At 65.5% G+C, this 22,340-nt stretch carries 20 protein-coding genes and 1 tRNA gene; 12 read left to right on the plus strand and 9 right to left on the minus strand.

All coding sequences use genetic code 11. The annotated features are described in order from the left end of the window. Positions 1–115: 115 nt before the first annotated feature. From AC3WS4_RS09675 to AC3WS4_RS09705, 7 genes are all read left to right on the plus strand, one after another. Positions 116–1,321, plus strand: coding sequence for a GNAT family N-acetyltransferase (locus AC3WS4_RS09675; protein WP_492739100.1), 1,206 nt, complete (start codon positions 116–118; stop codon positions 1,319–1,321). After that, positions 1,318–2,184, plus strand: coding sequence for a cupin-like domain-containing protein (locus AC3WS4_RS09680; protein ID WP_492739099.1), 867 nt, complete (start codon positions 1,318–1,320; stop codon positions 2,182–2,184). The genes AC3WS4_RS09675 and AC3WS4_RS09680 overlap by 4 nt, the downstream gene beginning before the upstream one ends. A 73-nt stretch (positions 2,185–2,257) precedes the next feature. Then, positions 2,258–2,476 carry a translation initiation factor IF-1 gene (gene infA, locus AC3WS4_RS09685; RefSeq protein WP_010162480.1) on the plus strand — a complete coding sequence of 73 codons (219 nt, stop codon included), beginning with the start codon at positions 2,258–2,260 and terminating at the stop codon, positions 2,474–2,476. Continuing rightward, the gene (locus tag AC3WS4_RS09690; protein ID WP_492742755.1) at positions 2,473–3,063 is read left to right on the plus strand and encodes a Maf family protein; all 591 of its coding nucleotides are present in this window, start codon (positions 2,473–2,475) and stop codon (positions 3,061–3,063) included. The genes infA and AC3WS4_RS09690 overlap by 4 nt, the downstream gene beginning before the upstream one ends. Next, positions 3,047–4,030, plus strand: a complete 984-nt coding sequence (locus AC3WS4_RS09695; protein ID WP_492742757.1) for a ribonuclease — start codon at positions 3,047–3,049, stop codon at positions 4,028–4,030. The genes AC3WS4_RS09690 and AC3WS4_RS09695 overlap by 17 nt, the downstream gene beginning before the upstream one ends. After that, positions 4,020–4,214 (plus strand): DNA gyrase inhibitor YacG, encoded by a 195-nt coding sequence (locus AC3WS4_RS09700; RefSeq protein ID WP_056346836.1) that lies wholly within the window; start codon positions 4,020–4,022, stop codon positions 4,212–4,214. The genes AC3WS4_RS09695 and AC3WS4_RS09700 overlap by 11 nt, the downstream gene beginning before the upstream one ends. Before the next feature lie 96 nt (positions 4,215–4,310). After that, positions 4,311–4,386 (plus strand) — tRNA-Phe (locus tag AC3WS4_RS09705). Between the two features lie 40 nt (positions 4,387–4,426). Here AC3WS4_RS09705 and AC3WS4_RS09710 read toward each other — a convergent pair. Then, positions 4,427–5,554, minus strand: a complete 1,128-nt coding sequence (locus AC3WS4_RS09710; protein WP_492739096.1) for a hypothetical protein — start codon at positions 5,552–5,554, stop codon at positions 4,427–4,429. 286 nt (positions 5,555–5,840) lie between these two features. Here AC3WS4_RS09710 and AC3WS4_RS09715 point away from each other — a divergent pair, with 286 nt between their 5' ends. Next, positions 5,841–8,498 (plus strand): TonB-dependent receptor, encoded by a 2,658-nt coding sequence (locus AC3WS4_RS09715; protein ID WP_492739095.1) that lies wholly within the window; start codon positions 5,841–5,843, stop codon positions 8,496–8,498. 125 nt (positions 8,499–8,623) lie between these two features. Here the strand turns inward: AC3WS4_RS09715 and AC3WS4_RS09720 are convergent, their stop codons facing one another. Next, positions 8,624–11,629, minus strand: a complete 3,006-nt coding sequence (locus tag AC3WS4_RS09720; protein ID WP_492739094.1) for a TonB-dependent receptor — start codon at positions 11,627–11,629, stop codon at positions 8,624–8,626. A 437-nt stretch (positions 11,630–12,066) separates the two neighbouring features. On the opposite strand from AC3WS4_RS09720, the gene folE reads away from it, so the two are divergent. Continuing rightward, positions 12,067–12,663, plus strand: coding sequence for a GTP cyclohydrolase I FolE (gene folE, locus AC3WS4_RS09725; protein WP_056346841.1), 597 nt, complete (start codon positions 12,067–12,069; stop codon positions 12,661–12,663). Here folE and AC3WS4_RS09730 read toward each other — a convergent pair. The 7 genes from AC3WS4_RS09730 to AC3WS4_RS09760 all read right to left on the minus strand — a co-directional run bounded on the left by AC3WS4_RS09730 (position 12,644) and on the right by AC3WS4_RS09760 (position 18,361). Then, complete coding sequence (locus AC3WS4_RS09730) at positions 12,644–13,387, minus strand: class I SAM-dependent methyltransferase (RefSeq protein ID WP_492739093.1); 744 nt, start codon at positions 13,385–13,387, stop codon at positions 12,644–12,646. The genes folE and AC3WS4_RS09730 overlap by 20 nt on opposite strands. 5 nt (positions 13,388–13,392) lie before the next feature. Continuing rightward, a complete protein-coding gene (locus AC3WS4_RS09735) occupies positions 13,393–14,049 on the minus strand; it encodes a Fe2+-dependent dioxygenase (RefSeq protein WP_187140328.1) in 657 nt (218 codons plus the stop codon). 8 nt (positions 14,050–14,057) lie between these two features. Then, positions 14,058–15,095, minus strand: a complete 1,038-nt coding sequence (locus AC3WS4_RS09740; protein WP_492739092.1) for a hypothetical protein — start codon at positions 15,093–15,095, stop codon at positions 14,058–14,060. A 296-nt stretch (positions 15,096–15,391) separates the two neighbouring features. After that, positions 15,392–16,015, minus strand: a complete 624-nt coding sequence (gene rplI, locus AC3WS4_RS09745) for a 50S ribosomal protein L9 (protein ID WP_056346850.1) — start codon at positions 16,013–16,015, stop codon at positions 15,392–15,394. A gap of 14 nt (positions 16,016–16,029) precedes the next feature. Beyond that, on the minus strand, positions 16,030–16,254 hold the full coding sequence (rpsR, locus tag AC3WS4_RS09750; RefSeq protein ID WP_056346852.1) for a 30S ribosomal protein S18: 225 nt from the start codon (positions 16,252–16,254) through the stop codon (positions 16,030–16,032). 11 nt (positions 16,255–16,265) lie between these two features. Continuing rightward, positions 16,266–16,634: a 30S ribosomal protein S6 gene (rpsF, locus tag AC3WS4_RS09755; protein ID WP_431593325.1), complete on the minus strand. Its 369-nt coding sequence runs from the start codon at positions 16,632–16,634 to the stop codon at positions 16,266–16,268. Positions 16,635–16,981: 347 nt separating this feature from the next. Then, a complete protein-coding gene (locus AC3WS4_RS09760) occupies positions 16,982–18,361 on the minus strand; it encodes a Mur ligase family protein (RefSeq protein ID WP_492739091.1) in 1,380 nt (459 codons plus the stop codon). Between the two features lie 55 nt (positions 18,362–18,416). On the opposite strand from AC3WS4_RS09760, the gene AC3WS4_RS09765 reads away from it, so the two are divergent. The 3 genes from AC3WS4_RS09765 to AC3WS4_RS09775 all read left to right on the plus strand — a co-directional run bounded on the left by AC3WS4_RS09765 (position 18,417) and on the right by AC3WS4_RS09775 (position 22,300). Continuing rightward, the gene (locus tag AC3WS4_RS09765; protein ID WP_492739090.1) at positions 18,417–19,244 is read left to right on the plus strand and encodes an LD-carboxypeptidase; all 828 of its coding nucleotides are present in this window, start codon (positions 18,417–18,419) and stop codon (positions 19,242–19,244) included. A gap of 110 nt (positions 19,245–19,354) precedes the next feature. Then, positions 19,355–20,293, plus strand: coding sequence for an ACP S-malonyltransferase (gene fabD / locus AC3WS4_RS09770; protein WP_492739089.1), 939 nt, complete (start codon positions 19,355–19,357; stop codon positions 20,291–20,293). Between the two features lie 72 nt (positions 20,294–20,365). Then, the gene (locus tag AC3WS4_RS09775; protein ID WP_492739088.1) at positions 20,366–22,300 is read left to right on the plus strand and encodes a beta-propeller domain-containing protein; all 1,935 of its coding nucleotides are present in this window, start codon (positions 20,366–20,368) and stop codon (positions 22,298–22,300) included. Positions 22,301–22,340: the final 40 nt, after the last annotated feature.

Here is a 22,340-nt window from a genome sequence, read left to right on the forward strand (position 1 = left end):
CATGTTTTCAAGCGCAGCCCAATCCGACATGCCCTCCCCAAACCCCTCCCGCAAGCGGGAGGGGCTTATGTTTGCAGCCACCTCATCTTAACCCCTCGCTGCTAGCCTGCCCGCAATGACGGTCCACCCCGCCTTTCCGGTCGACGGCGCCCCGATGCCCGCCAGCGCTACGCCGCTGACGGTGCGCGTCGTCGATCCGCTGGCGCTGTCTCCGGCGCTTGCGGCCGCGTGGGACGCGGTTGCGGCCGAGGCGAGCGAGCCGAACCCCTTTGCCGAACGCTGGTGCCTGCAGTCGGCGCTGCACCTGCTCGATCCGGAGCGGCTGACGCGGCTCGTCATGGTCCGCGACGGCGCCGAAGGGCCGGTGATCGGCGTCATGCCGCTGGCGCCCGCCAGCCATTATGGCCGCCTGCCGTTTCGCCATGTCACGGGTTGGGCACATCCCAATCATTTTCATGGCGCCCCGCTGGTCCGCGCGGGGTTCGAGAGCCTCTTCTGGTCGATCCTGCTCGGCTGGTGCGACGCCGCGCGCTGGGCGAAGACGCTGGTCCATATGCCGCGACTGACCGAGGACGGGCCGCTTCACCGCGCGCTGGTCGATATCGCTCGCGGTCGCGGCGGCGAGGCTGAGATCGTCCATCGCGAAGAGCGCGCGCTGCTCGAAAGCACCCTGTCGCCCGAGGATTATTGGGACGGCGCGGTGCGCGCGAAAAAGCGCAAGGAACATCGGCGGCAGGCAAACCGGCTGGCCGAACAGGGCGCGGTCGCCTTTCGCCGCTGGTCGGCGGACGAGCCGGTCGAACCATGGGTCGATGCCTTCCTCGACCTCGAAGCGCGCGGCTGGAAAGGGCGTGCCGGATCGGCGCTCGCGAGCCATGGCGAGACCGAGGCGTGGTTCCGCGCTATCCTCGCCGGGGCTGCGGAAGCCGGGCGGCTCGACATGCGTGCGCTCGACCTCGACGGCCGGCCGCTCGCGATGCTGGTCAACTTCCTCTGCCCGCCGGGCGGCTTTTCGTTCAAGACCGCGTTCGATGAGGATTATGCGCGCTTTTCGCCCGGGGTATTGCTGCAACAGGCGAACCTCGACCTGCTCGCCGACGACCGCATCGACTGGGTCGACAGTTGCGCCGCGCCGGGCCATCCGATGATCGACAGCGTATGGCGCGAACGCCGCGCGCTCGCCTGGATCAATGTGCCGCTGAGCGGCGCCGGCGACCGGCTGCGCTTTTCGCTGCTCACCAAGGCCGAAAAGGCATGGCGGCGCCTGAAACGGACCGATGCCGCACCCGCCGAAACGCCCGAAGACCAGGACCAGCCATGACCGCGCACCAAAAGATCGATAGCCGCGTCTTTCCGCCCGAGACGCTCGAAACGATGGAACGGCTTTATCCGCAACAGGCCGGATTGCTGCACCACCGGCTGCCCGACCATCCGCTCTTGTCGCTCGAGGCGCTGGCGCGGCTCGGCGAAGGCCTGCCCGCGGGGCAGGTCGAATATAATCCGGGCGACGTGCCGATCGGCATATTGCCCGAAGACATTCCCGCCAACGGCCTGTCGATCGGCGAGACGATCCGCACCATCGACAGCAACCGCAGCTGGGCGGTGCTCAAGAATATCGAGAGCGAGGCGCCGTATCGCGAGCTGCTGATGGCGCTGCTCGGCGAACTCGAACCCGTGGTGCAGCCGCGCACCGGCGCGATGCTGACGCCGCAGGGGTTTATCTTCATCTCGTCGCCGGGGTCGATCACCCCGTTCCACTTCGACCCTGAGCATAATATCCTGCTGCAACTGCGCGGGACCAAGGTGATGAACGTCTGGCCGGCCGGCGACGAACGCTTCGCGCACCGCCGCGAGCATGAGCGTTATCACACCGGCGGCCACCGCAACCTTCCGTGGGAAGAGGGCTATGAGGGTGGGCAGACGGCCGTGCCGCTCGCGCCCGGCGACGCGGTTCTGATGCCCGTCATGGCGCCGCATTATGTCGCCAATGGCGATGCACCCTCGATCTCGCTGTCGATCACCTGGCGCAGCGAATGGAGCTACCGCGAATCCGAGGCCCATGCGGCCAACGCCGCGCTGCGCCGCATGGGGCTCGACCCCGCGATGCCGCCGCGCTGGCCGAGCTACGCCTGGGCCAAGACCGTTGGCTGGCGGCTCGCGCGGAAGCTGCGGCTTGTCCACTGACAGATGGCTTTCCATCGCCGCCTTTTGCGGCTATGGGCGCGCATCCCAATTTGTTCGAGACCCTTGAGGATTGATGGCGAAAGAAGAACTTCTGGAAATGCGCGGCCAGGTGGTCGAACTGCTTCCCAACGCGATGTTTCGCGTCAAACTGGAAAACGATCACGAGATTCTCGGCCACACGGCCGGCAAGATGCGCAAGAATCGCATCCGCGTGCTCGTCGGCGACGAGGTTCTCGTCGAACTGACCCCCTATGACCTGACCAAGGGTCGGATCACCTATCGCTTCAAGTGAGCAGGGCGGTGGATGCTCCTGCGCTGGTGCTGGCCTCGACGTCGCCGCGCCGGCTCGAATTGCTCGCGCGCATCGGCCTGACCCCGACGCGCGTCGCAGCCCCCGAAATCGATGAAACGCCGCTGAAGGGCGAACTGCCGCGCGCCTATGTCGCGCGGCTCGCCGAGGGCAAGGCGCTTGCGGTCGACCGCGCCGCAAACGAGGTCGTGCTCGCCGGCGACACCACCGTCGCGGTCGGACGCCGCATCCTCGAAAAGCCGGTCGACGAGGCCGATTTGCGTCGCATGCTCGGCCTGCTGTCGGGACGGCGGCACCATGTCTGGTCGGGCGTCTGCGTCGTCGGCGCCGACGGCAAGCCGCGCGTCCGCGTCGCCGACACCATCGTCGCCTTCAAGGTGCTGAGCGCCGCCGAGATCGACTGGTATGTCGAATGTGGGGAAGGGATGGGCAAGGCGGGCGGCTATGCGATCCAGGGCCGGGCCGAAAGCTTCGTCCGCCTCCTGTCGGGCAGCCATTCGAACGTCGTCGGCCTGCCGCTGTTCGAGACGCGCGGCCTGCTGAGCAGCGCGGGTGTGCCGCTTGGCTGAGTGGCTGTACGAAGCCGGGATCGGCGAGGCGCGCGCCGCGCTGGTCGAGGACGGTGAAATCGTCGAGGCCCGGATCGAACGCGATGATGAAGCTCCCCTCGTCGGAGCGATTGTTTCCGCCCGGCTGGTCGAATCGGGCAAGGTCATGCTCGATGTGCCGGGCCAACCCGTCGCGACGATCGCGGCGCTGCCATCCCCCATCTCGCTCGGTACGAGGCTCATCGTCGAAATCACGCGTATGGCGCTACGCGAACGCGGACGCGACAAGCCCGCCCGCGTTCGGCTGGCGACCGAGGGCAGTTCGCCGGTTGCGGGACCCGATCTTCGCGCGCGCATCGCCGCGACGGAATTTCCGGTGGTCGACTTGCGCCCGACAGACCTCGACCGCCTTGAAGAGGCCGGGTGGTCCGAGGTGATCGACCATGTCCGCGCCGGCTATTGGCCCTTTGCCGGTGGCGCGCTGTGGGTCGATACGACGCCGGCGATGACGCTGATCGATATCGACGGAGAAGGTGACGCCCTGGCGCTCGCGAAGGCGGGGGCAGCGGCGGCGGCGCATGTCATCCGTTGCTGCGATGTCGGCGGGTCGATCGGAATCGACTTTCCGTCACTTCGCACCCGCGCCGAACGGCTGGCCGTCGACGCGCTCATCGACGAAATCCTGCCACAGCCTTTCGAACGCACCGCAACGAACGGGTTCGGCTTGCTGCAGATCATCCGCCGCCGCGAGCGGCCGTCGCTGATCGAGCAGGTGCGGTTCGATGCGGTCGCGACCGACGCGGCGCTGCTGCTGCGGCAGGCAGAGCGCGCGGCGGGGACGGGGGTGTTGCGCCTGGCCGTGCGCCCGGCGGTTGCCGACCATATTGCGGCGCACCCTGCGTGGACCCATATGCTGCAGACACGCACCGGACGCCCGGTCGAACTCATCGCCGATGCCGCCATCAAAGGATCGGGCCATGCCCAGTAAACCCGCCGCCAGACCGCGTGCCTGTCCGCTATGCGGCCAGCCGCGTGCCGACGAATTCAAGCCTTTTTGCAGCCGCGGCTGCCGCGACCGCGATCTGCTCAACTGGTTCGGCGAGGGCTATCGCGTGCCCGTCGACCAGCCCGCCGACGGCACCGCCGACGAGGATAATTTCACCGACGAATGAGCGGTCGAAACACGACAACAAAGGTGCTGGACAGGACGCGAGACCCTGCCTATAGCCGCCGCTCGCCAGCGGGCCGGTCGGCTTCGCGAGGCCCGTGCCCGGGTAGCTCAGTTGGTAGAGCATGCGACTGAAAATCGCAGTGTCGGCGGTTCGAATCCGTCCCCGGGCACCACTTTCCCCATCCTTGTGACGTCAACCGGACGGTCTCGCGGTCATTCGTCCGTCGTCGCGGCGATCGTGCCTGAGGGTAGCGATATCCGGTCGGCGGCATAGTCGGCGAACATCGCGTCGGGATCGCGCTTCAGCGAAAAGCGGATCGATGCGCGGGCGCGCTCGGCCTCTTCTTCGGTGGTCGAGCTGAAATAATTGGGGCATCCCGCCTTCGAGATCGTGACTTTCCTCGCCGGCACCCCGGTGACGCCCGCCGCCGATATGGATCCGCGCCCGGCGCGGTAGGAGGAGGCCACGACATGGCTCACCCGGTCGGTCGCGCCGGTGAGGCGCCAGAGCGTCGTTTCATAGGATGTCAGCACCAGATAGAGCGGTTGCCCGCCCGGCTCGATCGTCACCTCGACCAGCCGCGTCTTTTCCCGCTTGTCGTTGCTCTCGATCTGGACGGGCGAGATCGTCCGGCTCTCATAGCCGCCATAGGCGATCAGCCTCGCAGCGGCGGGCACGGCTGGTAATGGGCAGATTTCGGCCTGCCAGGTCATCTGGCTTTCGCGTATCCGGCCCCGGATCGCCGCAAGTTCCGGCTCCGATGTGGTGCCGTCGCCATCGGCATCGACGGCGCGGAAGGCCTTTTCCGCCAAAACGGTCAGTTCGGCGGCGGTCAGCCGGCCGTCGCCGTCGGGATCGGTCGCGAGCAGCGCGACGAGCCGATAGTCCCATGCCTGCTGGCGCGCGGTCGCGGCGGCTTCGGGAAGGGTAATGACGCCATCGCCGTCGATGTCATATTGCTGGAGATGATGCTCGATGCGGCGATCGCGCGTCGTTTGATCGTCGGGCGTGCCGGAATCGGCGCTCGTGCTCGTCCCGATTTCGTGGCGGGTGATGCGGAGGTCGCCGTCGAGGTCCATCGGCAGGATTCGCTGGATCGGCCCGGCGCGCTGGACCGCCGCGCGCCGGGCCATGGCAAAGTCGATGTCGCCCTGGTCGAGGCCGTCGCCGGCCCGATCCGCCTGGCGAAGCTCGCCGACCACCCGCGCGACATAGTCTTCGATATGGCCGCCGCTGTGGAATCCGTTCACGAGGGCGATCGGAACGTCGGGCGCCGCGGGTTGCGCGGCAGCGGATGCCGCGATCGCCAGCGCGGCCGCCGCGGCGATCCCGGGGGTCATGCTCCTATGTGTTGCTTGCATCATGATCTCCTCGCTCGCAGTAGCGTCACCCTAAAGGGGCAAGGTTAAGACATGGCCTATTGCGGCGATGCCATGGCGTGACTTGACTCGTCATGGTGCAGTGCAAACTGTTGCTTTTTGGTCACTTAACCCCGGAAAATCAGTCATGTGATAACGCCGCCCCGTTGACGCGGCGAACCGGGCGGCTAGAGCCGCCAGTTCCTGCTGGAGCATCCCCTCCTTTGGCCCCCGGGCCGCGTTCCGGCGGGTTGGAGAGAGAAACCTCATGACCTTGCGCAACATCTTGTTGGGCGCCACCATGCTGTGCGCCGCAACCACCCCTGCCTTCGCCTTTGCCCAGGACGCCGCCCCGGCCGCCGACACGACGACCGAAACCGTCGATTATGGCAACGAGATCATCGTCACCGCGACCAAGCGGTCGCAGACGCTGCAGGACACGCCCGTCGCCGTTTCGGTGACCTCGGCCGCCGACCTCGAGCGTTCGCAGATCCGCGACCTCATCGACCTGCAGTCGGCGGTGCCGAGCCTGCGCGTGTCGCAGCTCCAGTCGAGCGCGAACACCAACTTCATCATCCGCGGTTTCGGCAACGGCGCGAACAATGCCGGGATCGAACCGTCGGTCGGCGTCTTCATCGACGGCGTCTATCGCTCGCGCTCGGCCGCGCAGATCGGCGACCTTCCCGCCGTCGAGCGCATCGAAGTGCTGCGCGGTCCGCAGTCGACGCTGTTCGGCAAGAACGCCTCGGCAGGCGTGATCAGCATCGTGACGCAAAAGCCGCAGTTCAAGTTCGGCGGCAGCGCCGAAGCCACCTATGGCAATTACGACGCCATCACCGTGAAGGGCAATGTCACCGGCCCGATCAGCGACACGATCGCCTTCTCGATCGGCGGCAACTACAACCGCCGCGACGGCTATGCCCAGGACCTGAAGCTCGGCACCGACGTCAACGACCGCAACCGTTATGGCGTGCGCGGCCAGCTGTTGTTCGAACCGACCGACGCGCTGTCGATCCGCCTGATCGGCGACTATGACAAGATCGACGAAAATTGCTGCATCGCCGGCAACGTCATCGCCGGCCCGACCGTCGCGATCACCAACGCGCTGGCGGGCGGCGCCAGCGTCGATGCGAACAATCCCTTCTCGTACAATGTGTACAACAACTTCCTGTCGTCGAACAAAATCAAGAACTACGGCGGTTCGGCGCAGATCGATTACGATCTCGGCAATCTCGCGCTGACCTCGATCACCGCCTATCGTCAGGTTCGTGCCGACACCAATCAGGATTCGGACTTCACCGGCGCCGACCTGATCGGTGAGAAGAGCGATTATGTCGACATCGACACCTTCACGCAGGAATTCCGCGTGACGTCCGATTTCGACGGCCCGCTCAACTTCCTGCTCGGCGGCTATTATTTCAACGAGAAGATCGACCAGCAGAGCGCGATCAAGTTCGGAAACGACTTCCGTCCCTATGCCAGCGCCCTGATCCAGCAGGCGAGCGGCGGTGCGTTCAACGTGGCACAGCTCGAGGCGGTGATGAGCAGCGCGAACGGTACCAATTACAGCGGTCAGTTCTTCCGCGCCGGTGACGGTCTCGACGAAGCCTACAAGATGAAGAACGAGGCGTTTTCGATCTTCGGCACGGTCGATTTCGAGGTCTCGGATCGCCTGACCCTCACGCTCGGCGGAAACTATACCAAGGACCGCAAACGTTTCTCGACCAATGTCGTCAGCAGCGACGTCTTTTCGGGGATCGACCTGACCGGGACCGGCGGGCGCGCTCTGGCGCAGCAAGCCATCGCGACGCAGGTTGGCACGTTCCTGGGCCTTCCCGCCGGCACGCTCGCCAGCCAGGCGCAGATTCAGGCCTTTGCCCAAGCACAGCCGGCAGGCTTTGGTCAGATCGTTGCGGGCGCCAATCAATTTGGCGCACTGAACGCAGGCTTGACGACGGCTCAGGCGGCTGCCGACAACAATCCGCTCACGGTGGGCAACCCGCTTCTGGCCCTGACCCCGCTGCAATTCCTGCCTCCGTTCCTCAACCTTCCGAACGCGGTCGAACCCGGCAAGACGAACGACGGTGACTTCTCGTACAGCGTCCGCGCGTCGTACGAGCTGACCGACACGGTCAACCTCTATGCGACCTATGCGACGGGCTTCAAGGCGAGCTCGGTCAATCTGTCGCGCGACAGCCGCCCGCTCGCCAGCGACCTGCCGGCGATCATCAGCGGCGGTCTGGGCACGGTGAACCTCACCTCGGGTTCGCGTTTCGCGGCGCCGGAAGAATCGACCGTTTATGAAGCGGGCCTCAAGGCCAACTGGTCGGTCGCGTCGCTGAACCTCGCGGTGTTCAAGCAGTCGATCAAGGGCTTCCAGTCGAACATCTTCACCGGGACCGGCTTCGCGCTCGCCAATGCGGGCAAGCAGTCGACCTTCGGCGTCGAGTTCGACGGCTCGGTCCGCCCGGTCGAGGGCCTGAACCTGACGATGGCGCTCACCTATCTCGACCCGAAGTACGACAGCTTCATCAATTCGGCGTTCGGCGATATCTCGGGCAGCACGCCCGCGGGCATCCCGGCGCTGACGGTGTCGGCTGGCGGTACCTACACGCATGAATTCGCGGGCGGTACGCGCGCGATCCTGCACGTCGACTATCATTATGAGAGCCCGGTGCAGATCGTCGAGGGCCTGACCGGTTTCCCGGCCAGCGTCGCGCAGAATCTGAAGCGCGAAGTCAACCAGCTCAACGCGTCGTTCACCGTCGCGCTGACCAATGGTGTCGAAGTCGGCGTGTGGGGCCGCAACCTCACCAACGCGACCTATCTGACGACGATCTTCCCCGCGGTTGCGCAGTCGGGCAGCGTTTCGGGCTATCCGAACCAGCCGCGCACCTATGGCGGTGTCGTTCGCTTCAAATTCTGAGGATCGGGATAGCGAGGGGCGGCGCGCCTGCCCCCGCTATCGGGTCCCCGGATTTCGGGTATAGAAAAACCCGGCCTCTCCGCCGAGAGGCCGGGTTTTCTTTTGGGCGTTGCCGCCGTCGAGCTTTAGAACTTCACGCCCGCCGCGATGCCGTAGCGGCGCGGTTCGAGGGTGAAGATGTTGGTGTAGTTACCCGACGACTGGTCGGTGATGTACAGGCCGGTGACGCTCGACGAGTTGAACAGGTTCTGGATGAACCCTTTCACATACCATTTGTCGTCGGTGCCGTTCAGCTGCATCTGGGCGTTGACCTGGGCATAGCCTTTGATCTTGTTCACATTGCCGTTGAAGATGCTGCCATAGCTGTCGCCGGTGTAGGCGAGGTCGACGCGCGGGACGAGCGACATGTCGTTAGCGAAGTTGATGCTGTACTGGACGCCCGCCGAGAATTTGTAATTCGGCGCCTGCGGCAGCTCGTTGCCCTTCAGATTGACGGGAATGCCGGCCGTATACTGGAAGAGCTCGCCATTGAGCGTGGCCGAGGTCTCGATACCGCCAAAGGCCTGACCAAGCGTCGGAGCAAGTGCCATGATTACGGCGCAAACGCTATAGGCGCCCGTCGATGCGATGCCGCCATCCGACGGGAAGGGCGTGGTCCCTTGCAAGCCGGCGCCCGGCTTGAGACCCGGAATAGCGCCCTGGTTGATCAGCGTATTGACCTGATTCACATAGCCGTTGACCCCGGCCACGCTGCCCGACGCCGACGCCACCGCGCAGTTCGCGGCGTTGGTGATGTCCTTGATGATCACCGCATCCTTGCGGCCGCCACCGAAGTCACGCGGATTGCTGCTATATTCGTCGCCGACGACCTTGGTGTTCAGATAGCTGAAACCGAGGTTGATCACGAGGTTCGGATCGGGGCGGACGATGGCTTCGGCCTCAAAACCCCAGATATTGGCATTGATATTGTCGTTGACCGCAGTGCGGGCGACGATCTTGCTGAGCTGCAGGTCCTTGTACTTGTAGTAGAAGCCGGTGAGGTTCAGCTGCAATGCGCCGTCGCCGAACGTGTTCTTCGAACCGATTTCGAACGCATCGACCTGTTCGGGCTTGAAGTTCTCGGGCACCTGGAAGATCGGCTGCAGCGGCGGGTTGATGCCCCCCGACTTATAGCCGCGCGAATAGGAGGCGTAGATCAGATTGTCCTCGGTGATCTTGAAGTCGAGGACCGCGCGTCCGGTCAGCTTGTTGAACTTCACGCTGCGCGCCTGGATCAGCTGGTTGCCCGGCGTGCCCGGATCGGCGTCGAACGAGCCGACGAAGGGCGAACCGAACACGTCGCCGGTCTGGCTGAACGGCGTCAGGAAGCTGGCGAGGGTCGACCGCGCGAGCACGCTTTTCTTGTCGTTGTTGTAGCGCAGGCCCGCGGTCAGTTTCAGCCGGTCGTTGAACTCGAAATAGGCCTCGCCGAAGATGCCATAGGATTTGATCTTCAAATCGTCGGTGTTGTTGCGGAAGAACGGGGTCGCGAGGAACGACGGCGGCAGGCCGTTGGCGAACGAGTTGAACGCGCCGAGAACGCCGGTCAGATAGTCGATCGGGAAGGCGTTCACATAATAGCTGTTCTCGGTCAGGTGATAATCGGCATAGATGCCGCCGACGAGGAAGTTGAACGGCCCGTCGAGATCGCTGCTGAGAATGGCTTCCGTCGACCAGCTGCTGTTATACTGGTTCGACCGGTCGAACTGCAGCGACGTCGCGTCGCAGATCTTGTTGCCGCCGAACGAGCCGAAGCCGGTTTCCTCGGGCAGCGAGGTGCAGAGCGGGCCGTTCGGACCCTGCGGAATGATCGCGGCGGCGACCGGCGCGAAATAGGCGGCCGATCCGGGCACGAAGGCCGGCGCGGGCGCCGGCAGGCCGGTGGGGATGCCGTTCGCGGCAAAGAAGGCCAGCGTGTTCAGACCGCCCGCATACAGCGCACGGTTGCCGATATTGCTGTTGTAATCCTGCATCGAGTCGAGCTTGACCTTTTGGTACTGGCCCGAAACCTGCAGCGAGACCGGCCCGAAATTATGCTCGATCTCGCCCTGCAGCGTCAGTTCGCTGGTGAAATATTGCGGCGTGAAGGCGGTGTTCACCGTGCGCGGATCGCTGGGGATCGTCGTATTGGCATAGACGTCGGGGCCATAGAGGCTGCCGAGCGCGAAGGCGGTAGGAATGCCCTGGGTCGCGAGGAATTCCTTCGACGTCAGCGCGGCGGTGAAGGTCGCATTGCCGTTGAACGGCGAATTGTCGCGACGGGTGTTCAGACAGCCGAGGATGCCGGTCGGGTCGCGCTGGCACTGCTGTTTCTGGATGCGGGTGCGATTGTCGCGTTCGTGGAAGTAGGAGGCGAGGAAATCGACGGTCGTGTCGGGCGTCGGCTCCCAGCGGATCGAACCGCGCACCGAATACAGGTCGCGGTCGTCGATGCGGGTATTGAGGAACGTGTTCTTGGTATAGCCGTCGCGATTGAGGTAGATGCCCGCGACGCGCAGGGCCAGGGTGTCGCCGATGGGAATATTCACCATCGCCTTGCCCTTCATCGAATCATAATTGCCGTACTCGGCTTCGGCGGCGGCTTCGAACGCGCCGAGCTTCGGCTTGGCGGTGATGACGTTGACCACGCCCGAGGTCGCGTTGCGGCCGAACAGCGTGCCTTGCGGCCCGCGCAGCACTTCGATGCGCTCGAGGTCGAAGAATTCGGTTTCGAACAGGCGCGTCGAGAAGAGCGGGTCGCCGTTCAGGTGGATCGCGGTCGCGCTGTCGCAGGTCGTGCCGACGCAAAGGTCGCCGATGCCGCGGATGGTAAAGCTCGCGCCGGTGAAGTTGGTCTTGGTGAAGGTGACGTTGGGCAGCGTCAGCTGAAGATCCGATGGCGTCTTGATCTGCTGCGCCTCGAGCGCTTCGGTCGAAAAGGCGCTGACCGCGATGGGAACATCCTGCAGGCGTTCGGACTGGCGCTGCGCGGTCACGACGATTTCGCCGCCGAATGCGTCGCGTTCGGTCTCGTCCGCCGCGTTCTGCGCGAACGCCGGGCTCGCCACCGATATCGCAAGGATCGAGGTGCCGATCAGTGCCTTGAACTTCATATATAGCCTCCCTTTTTCGATCCGCGTCGCGGATCGCCCAATTGCATCACTCAATTGGGAGGGGATGTGTCCAGACGTGTGACTACGAGCGCCGAACCTCATCGGTCCAGCGCGAGCGCGTGCGCGATATATTGTAGCCAGCCGTGCTGGGCATCGTCCTCTCCCCCCGGCGCTCGGGGAATAACGCCGGCTCTCCGATCACGGCCTGCTTGAGCAGGCTCTGTAACCTCATAAAACTGCGCCCAGTTGACGAAAGCGTCAAGTGACTTGTTGAACCAGATTCACCTGCTGGAATATTATTACGCGAGACGAGAAAAAAGCTCCGATTCCGCAACGTAAGCTTTGCCCGCTGGAGCAAATTATTGTCGCGCGGGGCTTGCTTCGCGGCGCTTTCGTCCCGAAATGTGCGACATGATAGCAACAGTGAAGGCGGGCGGATGACGAAGGTGGAAGTGGGACCGGACGGCAGGCCGGTGGTGCCCGACGCGGTCCTCGATGCGGTCCGCACACTGATCACATGGGCCGGCGACGACGTGTCGCGCGAGGGCCTGCTCGACACGCCGAAACGGGTCGCGCGCGCCTGGCTCGAATATTGCCAGGGCTATGCCGAGGACCCGGCGATCCACCTGTCGCGCACCTTCGAAGAGGTCGGCGGGTACGACGAGATCGTCCTGCTGCGCGACATCCCGTTCCAGTCGCACTGCGAACATCATATGGCGCCGATCACCGGCAAGGCGTCGATCGCCTATCTGCCCAAGGACCGCGTCGTCGGCATCTCGAAACTGGCGCGCGTGCTCAACGGTTACGCGCGCCGCCTGCAGGTGCAGGAGCGGCTGACCGCCGAGGTCGCGAAATGCATCTGGGACAATCTCCAGCCGCATGGCGTCGCGGTCGTCATCGACGCCCAGCATGGCTGCATGACCGGACGCGGCGTGCGCACCCCGGGCGTCGGCATGGTGACCAGCCGGCTGCTCGGCTGCTTCCTTGAGGATGAACGCAGCCGCAAGGAAGTGCTCAGCCTGATGGGCTATTGAGCCGCGGCTGCGGGGTGCAATAAAAACCGATGCTGGGCGATACCGCGCGGGGGACCCAGCCATAGGGCGAACGGTGCACCGCCTGGATGTCGAGATGCGCCGCGATCACCCGTTGCAGCGCGCGCCAGTCGAAGCCCTTGTGTCCGGTCCGGTGCGGCGCGACCTTGTCGAGGCGGTAGGTCGCCGAGTGGAAAGTGTCCTGCCAGCTATATTCGCGGTGCCGCCGATATCCGATCATCGCCGACCCCAGGTTCTTGACCGCGATGGCGGGACCAATCTCGTTCGGCACGGTGCAATAGAATCCGTCGATCTCGGCGCGACCGATATGCTCGACCAGCACCGCGACCTGGTCTGCGGGAATATGTTCGAGGGTTTCGAGCGCGATGACCAGGTCGACCTGGTCGATCAGGTCGAGCCGGTTGCCGATGATGTTCCGCACGGCCCGAAAATTGGGGCGGTCGCCGAAACGGTCGCGGGCGACTGCGCATAGCTTCTGACGCATTTCGACACCGACATAGTCGATGGCGAACCGGGGATTGAGCAGGCCGAAGGCGCGCGCGCTGCCGCAGCCGATGTCGAGGATTCGGATCGGCTTGCCGCCGCGGAAACCCGATAGCGCTGCGACGACGCCGAGCAGGTTCTTGTAGCGGACCGAATGGAGAAAGCGGGTGACCGCGCTGTGGTTGAGGCGGGCTTCGTAGCGGGTTTCTTCGTGGCCACTCACCGGCCCTAGCGCCGCCACATCCGCAGCAGCTGATATTGCACCGCCTGCAGCCGCGTATAATTTTCGGGATCCATCTTGCCGCCCTCGAGCGCCGCGACCTCGTTGAGTTCGTACATCAGATTGCGGTGCGCGACGTCGGGGATCAGGCTCTGGATGAAGGTGATCGCGACCAGCCGTTCGCCGCGGGTCACCGGCTCGACCTCGTGCAGCGTGTGCGAGGGATAGACGATCGCGACGCCCGGAGCTTCCTTGAAGCGCAGGTCGGCGTTGCCGAGCTGCACGTGCAGCGCGCCGCCGTCATAATCGGCGGGATCGCCCAGGAACACCGTGCAGCTGACGTCGGTGCGCAGCTGGCCATCGGGCAGCGGGATATAGGCGGCATCGGGGTGCAGCCCGTAATGCATGCCCGGCTTGTAGCGCGTCAGCAGCGGTGGCGCGATCCGCGCGGGAAAGCTGAACTCCATGAAATCGGGATTGCGCACCATCGCGTCGAGCAGGATCTTCGACGAGCGTTCATAGGCCTGCGCATCGTGGAGCTGGAGGTTGTTCTTGATCGTCGAATGCGGGTTGCTGATCTTGCCGTCGACGAACTGGCCGGCCGCGGCGATGTCGCGCAGCGCGCGCACTTCCGCATCGTCGAGCAACTGGACAAGCTTGAACATCGTCGTTCCTATCGGCCGTGGATCGGCAGGTCGCCGACTGTCTTATCGCGTGCGGCGAGCGCTTCAACCCAGGCGATGGCCTCGGCGATCGCCGGAGCGTGCTCGGCGGCGGCCTGCGCCTGCAATTGCCGCCGCAGGTCGGGGCTGTAGCCATGCTCGGGCGCCTTCGAATATTGGCGCATGATCGGCCCCGCGAGCGCGGCCTCGATCCGCGCCGCGTCGAGCGCGAGGCCGAAATGCCGTGCCTGTGCGGTCAGGCTGGTCGCGGGGTCGGCGAGCATCGCCTCGAAATCGACCCACAGGTGGCGTGGATCGGCGGCGGGCAGGGTGCGGGCTGCGGTCGCCATTTCACAAAGCCAGCTCATCGCGACGCGGGTGACCGGGGGCAATTGCCAGAGCCGGTGCGGAAAGTCGGGAAACAACACCGCGAGGCGCGCCATGCGGGCGGGCGCCTGCGCCAGTGTTTCGGCAAGCGACGCCTCGCCCGCCAGAATGGTTTCGATGTAGCGCGCGAGCGGGGCGTAGAGAAACAGCGCGCGGCCCTCGGCGCCGGTCAGGTCGTCGGCGATCGCGGTGATGACGCTCGACGCCTTGACCATCGCGACCTGTCCGGCGGCGAAACCGCGGCCGAGCCAGCCCGACACCTGCGCCAGCCGCTGGCGATACAGATCGGGCGACCAGACCGACTCCGGCCGATCGATGCGCTCGGCGACCTGCGCCAGCGTGCGCAGCAGCATCGGCTCACGCAGCGGCAGGACGTCGCCCGTCTCGGCGAGCAGCCGCGAGACCAGGGTCGAGCCGACATGGCCGATGTGGAAGATATGGTGCGGGCGCGGTGCCGCCGGGCCAAGGTCGGGCAGCGCATCCCACGCCATCCACTCGCGCCCGATCCGGTCGGTGAGCAGCCGCTGGTCGAGGAAGCTCGTGGCGCGATAATCGGCCTCGGTCAGCAGCGCGATCAGGACGCGGTCGTTCGCGAGGTCCGCCATATGCGGCAACAGGCTCGCGTCACCGGCGAAGCGGCGCTGGAAGGGATCGTCGGCCATCAGTTGCGGCCATAGGAAAGGCGACGGGGATTGGCCAGCGGGGATCGGCGGGTGGGTGCGTCGGCTTTGGGGTGGGGAGCGGGCACCTATTTCATCGTCACCCCGGGCTTGACCCGGGGCCTGCCTTGCCTTTGGTCCGACGGCGAAAGAAGGGAGGCGGGTCCCGGGTCAAGCCCGGGATGACGATGCGGATTACGCAAACGCGGCGTTCGCCCGCAACCCATCACCCCCAAACAGAAAGGGCCGCGTTCCCTTTCGGAAACGCGGCCCTCTCAAATGGCTTTGGCTGAAAAAGCTCAGGCTTCTTCGGCGTCGTCCGCAACCGCTTCGACGGCGGTTTCCGAAGGCGGCGTGCCTTCTTCGAACTCGTCTTCGCTGTCGGGTTCCAGCGCCGTGGCAGCAGCCTCGGCCTGTTCTTCCTCGAACATCGCGGCGATGACGTCGATGCCCTGCTTCTGCATTTCGGCTTCGTCGGGCGAGCGCGCGACGTTGACGCCGACGGTCACGACGACCTCGGGGTGCAGCTTGACCTTGACGTCGACCAGGCCGAGCGCCTTGATCGGGCGTTCGAGTTCGACCATCGACTTGCCGATGCCGGTGATGCCGTCTTCGGCCAGCGCATCGACGATGTCGCGCACCGAAACCGAACCATAGAGCTGGCCGGTGTTCGACGCCTGGCGGATCAGGACGATCTGCTTGCCGTCGAAATCCTTGGCGCGGCCTTCGGCCTCGCCACGACGTTCGGCGTTGTCAGCCTCGATCTTGCCGCGGTTGGCTTCGAACAGCTTGCGGTTGGTGTCGTTCGCGCGCAGCGCCTTGTTGTTGGGCAACAGGTAATTGCGGGCAAAGCCGTTCTTGACGGTGACGACATCGCCGATACCGCCAAGCTTTTCGATACGTTCGAGCAGGATGATTTCCATCGGACCAGCCCTCCTTACTTAACGATATAGGGGAGCAGGCCGATGTGGCGCGAGCGCTTGATCGCCTTCGCCAGCTCACGCTGCTTCTTGGTGGACACCGCGGTGATCCGCGACGGGACGATCTTGCCACGCTCCGACAGGTAACCCTGGAGCAGGCGGACGTCCTTGTAATCGATGACCGGTGCGTCCTTCGCGGTGAAGGGGCAGGTCTTGCGGCGGCGGAAAAAGGGTCGTGCCATGTCTTTGTTCCTTATTCTTCGCCGTCGCGGTCACGGCCGCCACGGCCGCCCCGACGTTCCTGCTTGCGCATCATGACCGAGGGACCCTTTTCGAGTTCGTCGACCTTGATGGTCATCCAGCGAATGATATCTTCGTTGATCGCAGCCTGACGCTCGATCTCGGCAACGGCTTCGCCCGACACTTCGGCCGACAACATCACATAATGACCCTTGCGGTTCTTCTGGATCTTGTAGGCGAGCTGCTTCAGGCCCCAGGTTTCGGTCTTGTGGACCTCGCCCTTAAATTCGCCGATGACGTTGGTGACGGTTTCCGCCAGCGCGTCGACCTGAGCCTGGCTCAGGTCCTGACGCGCGATAAAAACATGCTCGTAGAACGGCATGGTGCGCTTCCTTCGATTTGGCCGATCGCTGGTTCCGCGCCAATCGCGAACCCCCTCCGGCTGTCGTCCTGCTTTGCGAATCATGGCAAAGCAAACGGGGCGATGGCTCAAAGCCTCGCCCCGATGGCCGCGCCTATACAGATTTGCGCGAGGGAATCAAGCATGCCGCCCCTCTCCCCTTGAGGGAGAGGGTTGCGAAGACTTACCGCCTTGGCGGTTAGTGAAGCTGGGTGAGGGGTTGCGGTCCGCAGGGCCGCGCGCGCCTCTGGCGCGCAACCCCTCATCCAACTGCGCCTGGCGCCTTCGGCGCAAGGCTTCGTATCCTTCTCCCTCAAGGGGAGAAGGAACTATGCGAGCTTCGCCAGCAACTCGCGCCCGAACTCGGTCAGCGTATCGTCGCGCGCGCCGAGGATGAGGATGCGGTCGCCCGCTTTCGCCTCATCGAGCATCGCCGCGCCGCAATTGGCGCGCGTCGTCAGGTGGACCGCATCGCCGCCGCCGGCGACGATGTCGGCGACGAGCGCCTCGCTGCCGATGCTGCGGTCGACGGTGCCGCCGAAATAGACGGGATCGCAGACGAACAATTTGTCGCCGTCGCGCATGCCGGACGCGAAACTGGCGGCGAGTTCCTTGCCCATCTGGCGCAGCGGGCCATAGCCGTGCGGCTGGAAGAAGAGCAGCGCGCGGCCCGGCAGTTCGGCTACCGCCGCGAGGGTCGCGGCGACCTTGTCGGGATTATGCGCGAAATCGTCGATCATAGTGACGCCGCCGGCTTGCCCCAGCACCTCATAGCGCCGGGCAAGGCCGGTGAAATCGGCGAGCGCGGCTGCCGACTCCCGGATCGAAATGCCCAGCGCGCGCGCCGCCGCCATCGCTGCCAGCGCATTGGACGCATTGTGGCGCCCCGGCATCCGCAGCCGCACCTCGCACTGCGTGACGTTGAAGTGCGCGGTGAAACGGCACCCGTCGGGCAGTGCCTCGAAATCGCTGCCGCGCATCCCGGCGAGCGGGCTGAAGCCGAAGCGCATGACATTCTCGCCGCTCATCAGCGGGCGCGATTCGGGGTCGTCGACATTGACCACCGCGATCCGCGCCTTGGCGGCGAAATCGCCGAACAGCCGGTGCAACTCGTCGAGGCTCTTATGGTCGAGGCTGATGTTGGTGACCACCGCTACGTCGGGGCGGTAGAGCGCGATCGATCCGTCGCTCTCGTCGACCTCGCTCACATAAGTGGCCGCATCGCCGACCAGCGCGCTGGCGAAGGGTGTTTCGTCGCTGGCGAAATTGCGCATCACCGCGCCGTTCATCACGGTCGGCTGGCGTCCGACACGCGCGAGGATCCAGCCGATCATCCCGGTGACGGTCGACTTGCCGCTGGTCCCGCCGACGCCGACAGCTTGCGCCGCTTCGTTGAACAGCGCCGCGTTGAGATCGGCGCGCGTCATGCGCGGAAGGCCCAGCTTGTTGGCGGCGGCGATGTCGGGAACGCTGTCCTCGACCGCCGCCGAGGCGACGAGGGTCTGGCCGGCGGCGACGCCGCTGCCGTCCTGCGGGACCAGCGCGATGCCCTGGCCCTCGATCCACGCGAATTTATCGGGCGAACGCCCCTGGTCGCGGCTGCGATCCGAGCCCGAAACCTGCGCGCCGCGCGCCGCCACGATCATCGCCAGCGGCAACATGCCCGACCCGCCGATGCCGCAAAAGAAATAGGATTTGTTTTCCGCCATGGCGCGGCGTTATGGCGTTGGCGAGGGCTTGGCAAGGGAAGGGGAGGCGAACGCTATGCGCATCGGGATCGTCGCCCCCAGCACCCCCATATTGCCCGACGACGCCGAGGCGGTGCGCGCGCTGGCGAGCCTCGGCTATCCCGACGTCGAACTCGTCTTCGACCCGCAATGTTTCGCGGTGCATGGCCATTTCGCGGGTGAGGACGGGCATCGCTTCGCGGCGCTGGTCGAGATGGCGAACCGTCCCGACATCGACGCGATCTGGTTCGCGCGCGGCGGTTATGGTGCCTGCCGGATCGCCGAGGACGCGGTTGCGGCGATGACCGATGTCGCGCGCGGCAAGGCGTATCTCGGCTATTCGGACCAGGGCAATCTGCTCGGCGCGCTCTATCGCGACGGCTTCGACCATGTCGCGCACGGGCCTATGGTCGCCGATATCCGCCGCGCGGATGGCGATGCCGCGGTGCTGCGTGCGCTCGACTGGCTCGTCGCGCGCGATCCTGCGGTGTGCGAGCCGGGGCTTCAGCATGGCGCGCGCCACGCGGCGTTCAACCTGATGACGCTGTCGATGCTGCTCGGCACCCCGCTCGAACCCGATCTTGGTGGTCATATATTGCTGGTCGAGGAGGTGAGCGAATATCTCTACGCCTTCGATCGCGCCTTCTTCCATGTCGCCAGCTATCTCGGCCCGCGCGGGCTGGCCGGGCTGCGGCTCGGCCGCGTCAGCGATGTGCCCGAAAACGACCGTCCGTTCGGCGCCGACGCCGAGGAGATCGCGCGCCACTGGTGTGCGCGCTGCGACATTCCGTATCTTGGCCGCGCCGATATCGGCCATGATGCGGGCAACAAGGTCGTCCCCTTCGGCTTGCATCGCGCGGGGTGAGGGAATAGGCGCCTGACCCTATTGCGTCGCCCCCGCGAAGGCGGGGGCCGCTAGAGTTCAAACGCTAACGGTCCCCGCCTGCGCGGGGGCGACGATATAAGGACAGGGTCATGCGCGCATTCATCTTTCCGGGTCAGGGCAGCCAGGCGGTCGGCATGGGCAAGGCCTTGTCCGACGCGTCGCCGGTGGCGCGCGAGGTGTTTCAGGAGGTCGACGACGCGCTCGGTCAGAAACTGTTCCAGCTGATGACCGAAGGCCCCGAGGACCAGCTGACCCTCACCGAAAACGCCCAGCCTGCGATCATGGCGAACGCGATCGCGACGCTGCGGGTGCTCGAAAAGGAAGGCGGCGTGACGCTGTCGGCCAAGGCCGATTATGTCGCGGGCCACAGCCTCGGCGAATATAGCGCGCTCTGCGCCGCCGGCGCCTTCGACCTCGCGACCACCGCGCGGCTGCTCAAGACGCGCGGGCAGGCGATGCAGGCGGCGGTGCCCGTCGGCATCGGCGCGATGGCGGCGCTGCTCGGCGCCGACATCGACACCGCGCAGAAGCTCGCCGACGCCGCCGCCGAGGGCGAAATCTGCACCGTCGCCAACGACAACGACCCGTCGCAGGTCGTGATCTCGGGCCACAAGGGCGCGGTCGAGCGCGCGGTCGCGCTGGTCAAGGATTATGGCATCAAGCGCGGCGTGCTGCTTCCCGTGTCGGCGCCCTTCCACTGCCCGCTGATGCAGCCCGCCGCCGACGCGATGGCCGAGGCGCTCGGCGCCAATCCGCCCGCCGCGCCGCTCGTTCCGGTGGTCGCCAACGTCACCGCCAGCCCGGTGGGTGACGCCGATACGATCCGCGACCTGCTCGTCCAGCAGGTCACCGGCCGCGTCCGCTGGCGCGAAAGCGTCGGCGCGATGGAGGCTATCGGGGTCGGCCAGTTCGTCGAATTCGGCGGCAAGGTGCTGGGCCCGATGGTCAAGCGCAGCGCGTCGGGCGAGGTCGAGGTGACGAGCGTGATCTCGATGGACGATATCGAGGCGCTGCTCAAAACGCTTTGAGCGAATATCGCTTTTCTCAACTAAAGAGATAATGTATCATTACTCCCATGGTTCAAGCCAAGGGAGAGGGTGATGAACGGTCTAATCCAACTACGAATCCCGCGATCGCGCGCGCTGGTTGCGGCAATCGGCGCGGCGTTGCTGGCGTCCTGTGCGGCGAGCGAGGGCGATGGCAGCGCCATGCGAGCCTTTGCCAGCGAGGCCGAGTTGAAGGCGTTCCTCGCGAAACGAAACGCGGTCCAGCGGCTCGATGTTGCCGAACCGGCCGCCGCTGACGCCGCGGCGGCCCCCGTGCTCGAATCGGTTCCGCTACCCTCGGTCGCCGTCGCCCCCGAAGAACCCGCGGCAAAGGCGGCGCCGGGCGAAGGCATCACCAATGTCCAGACCGCCGGGGTCGACGAAGGTGGCATCGTCAAGAAACAGGGCGATTTGCTGATCGTGCTGCGGCGCGGGCGGCTGTTCACGATCGACGCCTCGGGCGGGGGCATGCGACCGATCGCCGCGGTCGATGTCTTTCCGGGCAAAAGCGATGCCGACGGCACCTGGTATGACGAGATGCTGGTTAGCGACGATACCGTCGTCGTGCTCGGTTACAGCTATGCGCGCAGCGGGACCGAGGTGAACCGCTTCCACCTCTCCGCCGACGGCAAGCTTAAATGGCGCGACACCCATTATCTGCGTTCGGGCGATTATTATTCGTCGCGCAACTATGCCTCGCGGCTGATCGGCGACAGGCTGATCTTCTATGCGCCGCTGCCGACCTATGAGGGCATCGCCGACAGCCTGCCGGCGCTTGCGACGTGGCAGAAGGGCAAGGTCGGCGCCTTCAAGCCGTTCACCGGCGCGCGCGACATCTATATGCCGCAGCCGGCATGGGCCGACGACAGGCTCGCCGGCGATGTGCTGCACAGCGTGATGATCTGCGACCTCGGCAGCGACGATATGGATTGCGATGCGACCAACGTGCTCGGCAGCTGGTCACGCAGCTTCTATGTCTCGCAGAACGCCGTCTATGTCTGGGCCGGCATGGGGTCCGAATGGAGCAGCGATCCGGCGGACAACCGCGCCATGCTCTATCGCATCCCGCTGGGCGGCGGCGCACCGCAGGCGGTCGAGGTCGCCGGTATGCCGCTCGACCAATTCTCCTTCCGCGAAGAAAGCGACGGCGCGCTCAACGTGTTGACGATGGACGAGGGCGGCGGCGATGCGATGTGGCAGGCCGAGGCGAATGACAAGGGCGACATGGCGCTGCTCCACCTTGCGGCATCGCGCTTTGGCGACGGCGGGGCCAAGGTAAAGCCCGCCGATTTCCGCGTGCTGCCCGGCGTCGAGGGGTGGGAGCGGCAGAACCGCTTCGTCGGCGACTGGTTGCTCTATGCTGGCGGCCAGATACGTCGCGACCTGCGCAAGGAAGGCGGCGGGCAGGCCGCGCTCTATGCCGTCCCGGTGAAGGGCGGCGAGGTCGTCCCGCTCGATCCGGGTCATCAGGTCGGGCGGATCGACATCATGGGCCGCGACGCGATCATCGTCGGCTCGGGCGGCGACGGCGCGCTGACCTTCACGACGGTGGCGCTCGACGGCACGCCGCGGCTCGCCAGCCGCTACGCCTTCCCGGCCGCGGCGGAGGGCGAGAATCGCAGCCACGCCTTTTTCTATCGCCCCGATCCGGACGGCAACGGCGACGACGGGCTGCTCGGCCTGCCGGTGATGCGCGGCGGCGACGACGGGACGAAGTTCCTCGGCAGCGCGGCGTCGATCCTCTACCTCCGCCGCGCGGCGCGCGACCTGTCGCTCGCGGGCACGCTCGACGCCCGCCCGGGGCAGGGCGACGATCATTGTCTCGCCTCATGCGTCGACTGGTACGGCAACGCGCGTCCGGTGTTTTTTGGCGGTCGCATCTTCGCGTTGATGGGCTATGAACTGGTCGAAGGCCGCTGGCAGGACGGGAAGATACGCGAAACGGCGCGCATCGACTTCACTCCGAGGAAAGGCGGCGGGTCGGGGTAGAAGATTTGCGCGCAGAGGCGCAGAGGACGCGGAGAGTTGG

The organism is Sphingopyxis sp. EU05-FHT14B03 (assembly GCF_058790875.1).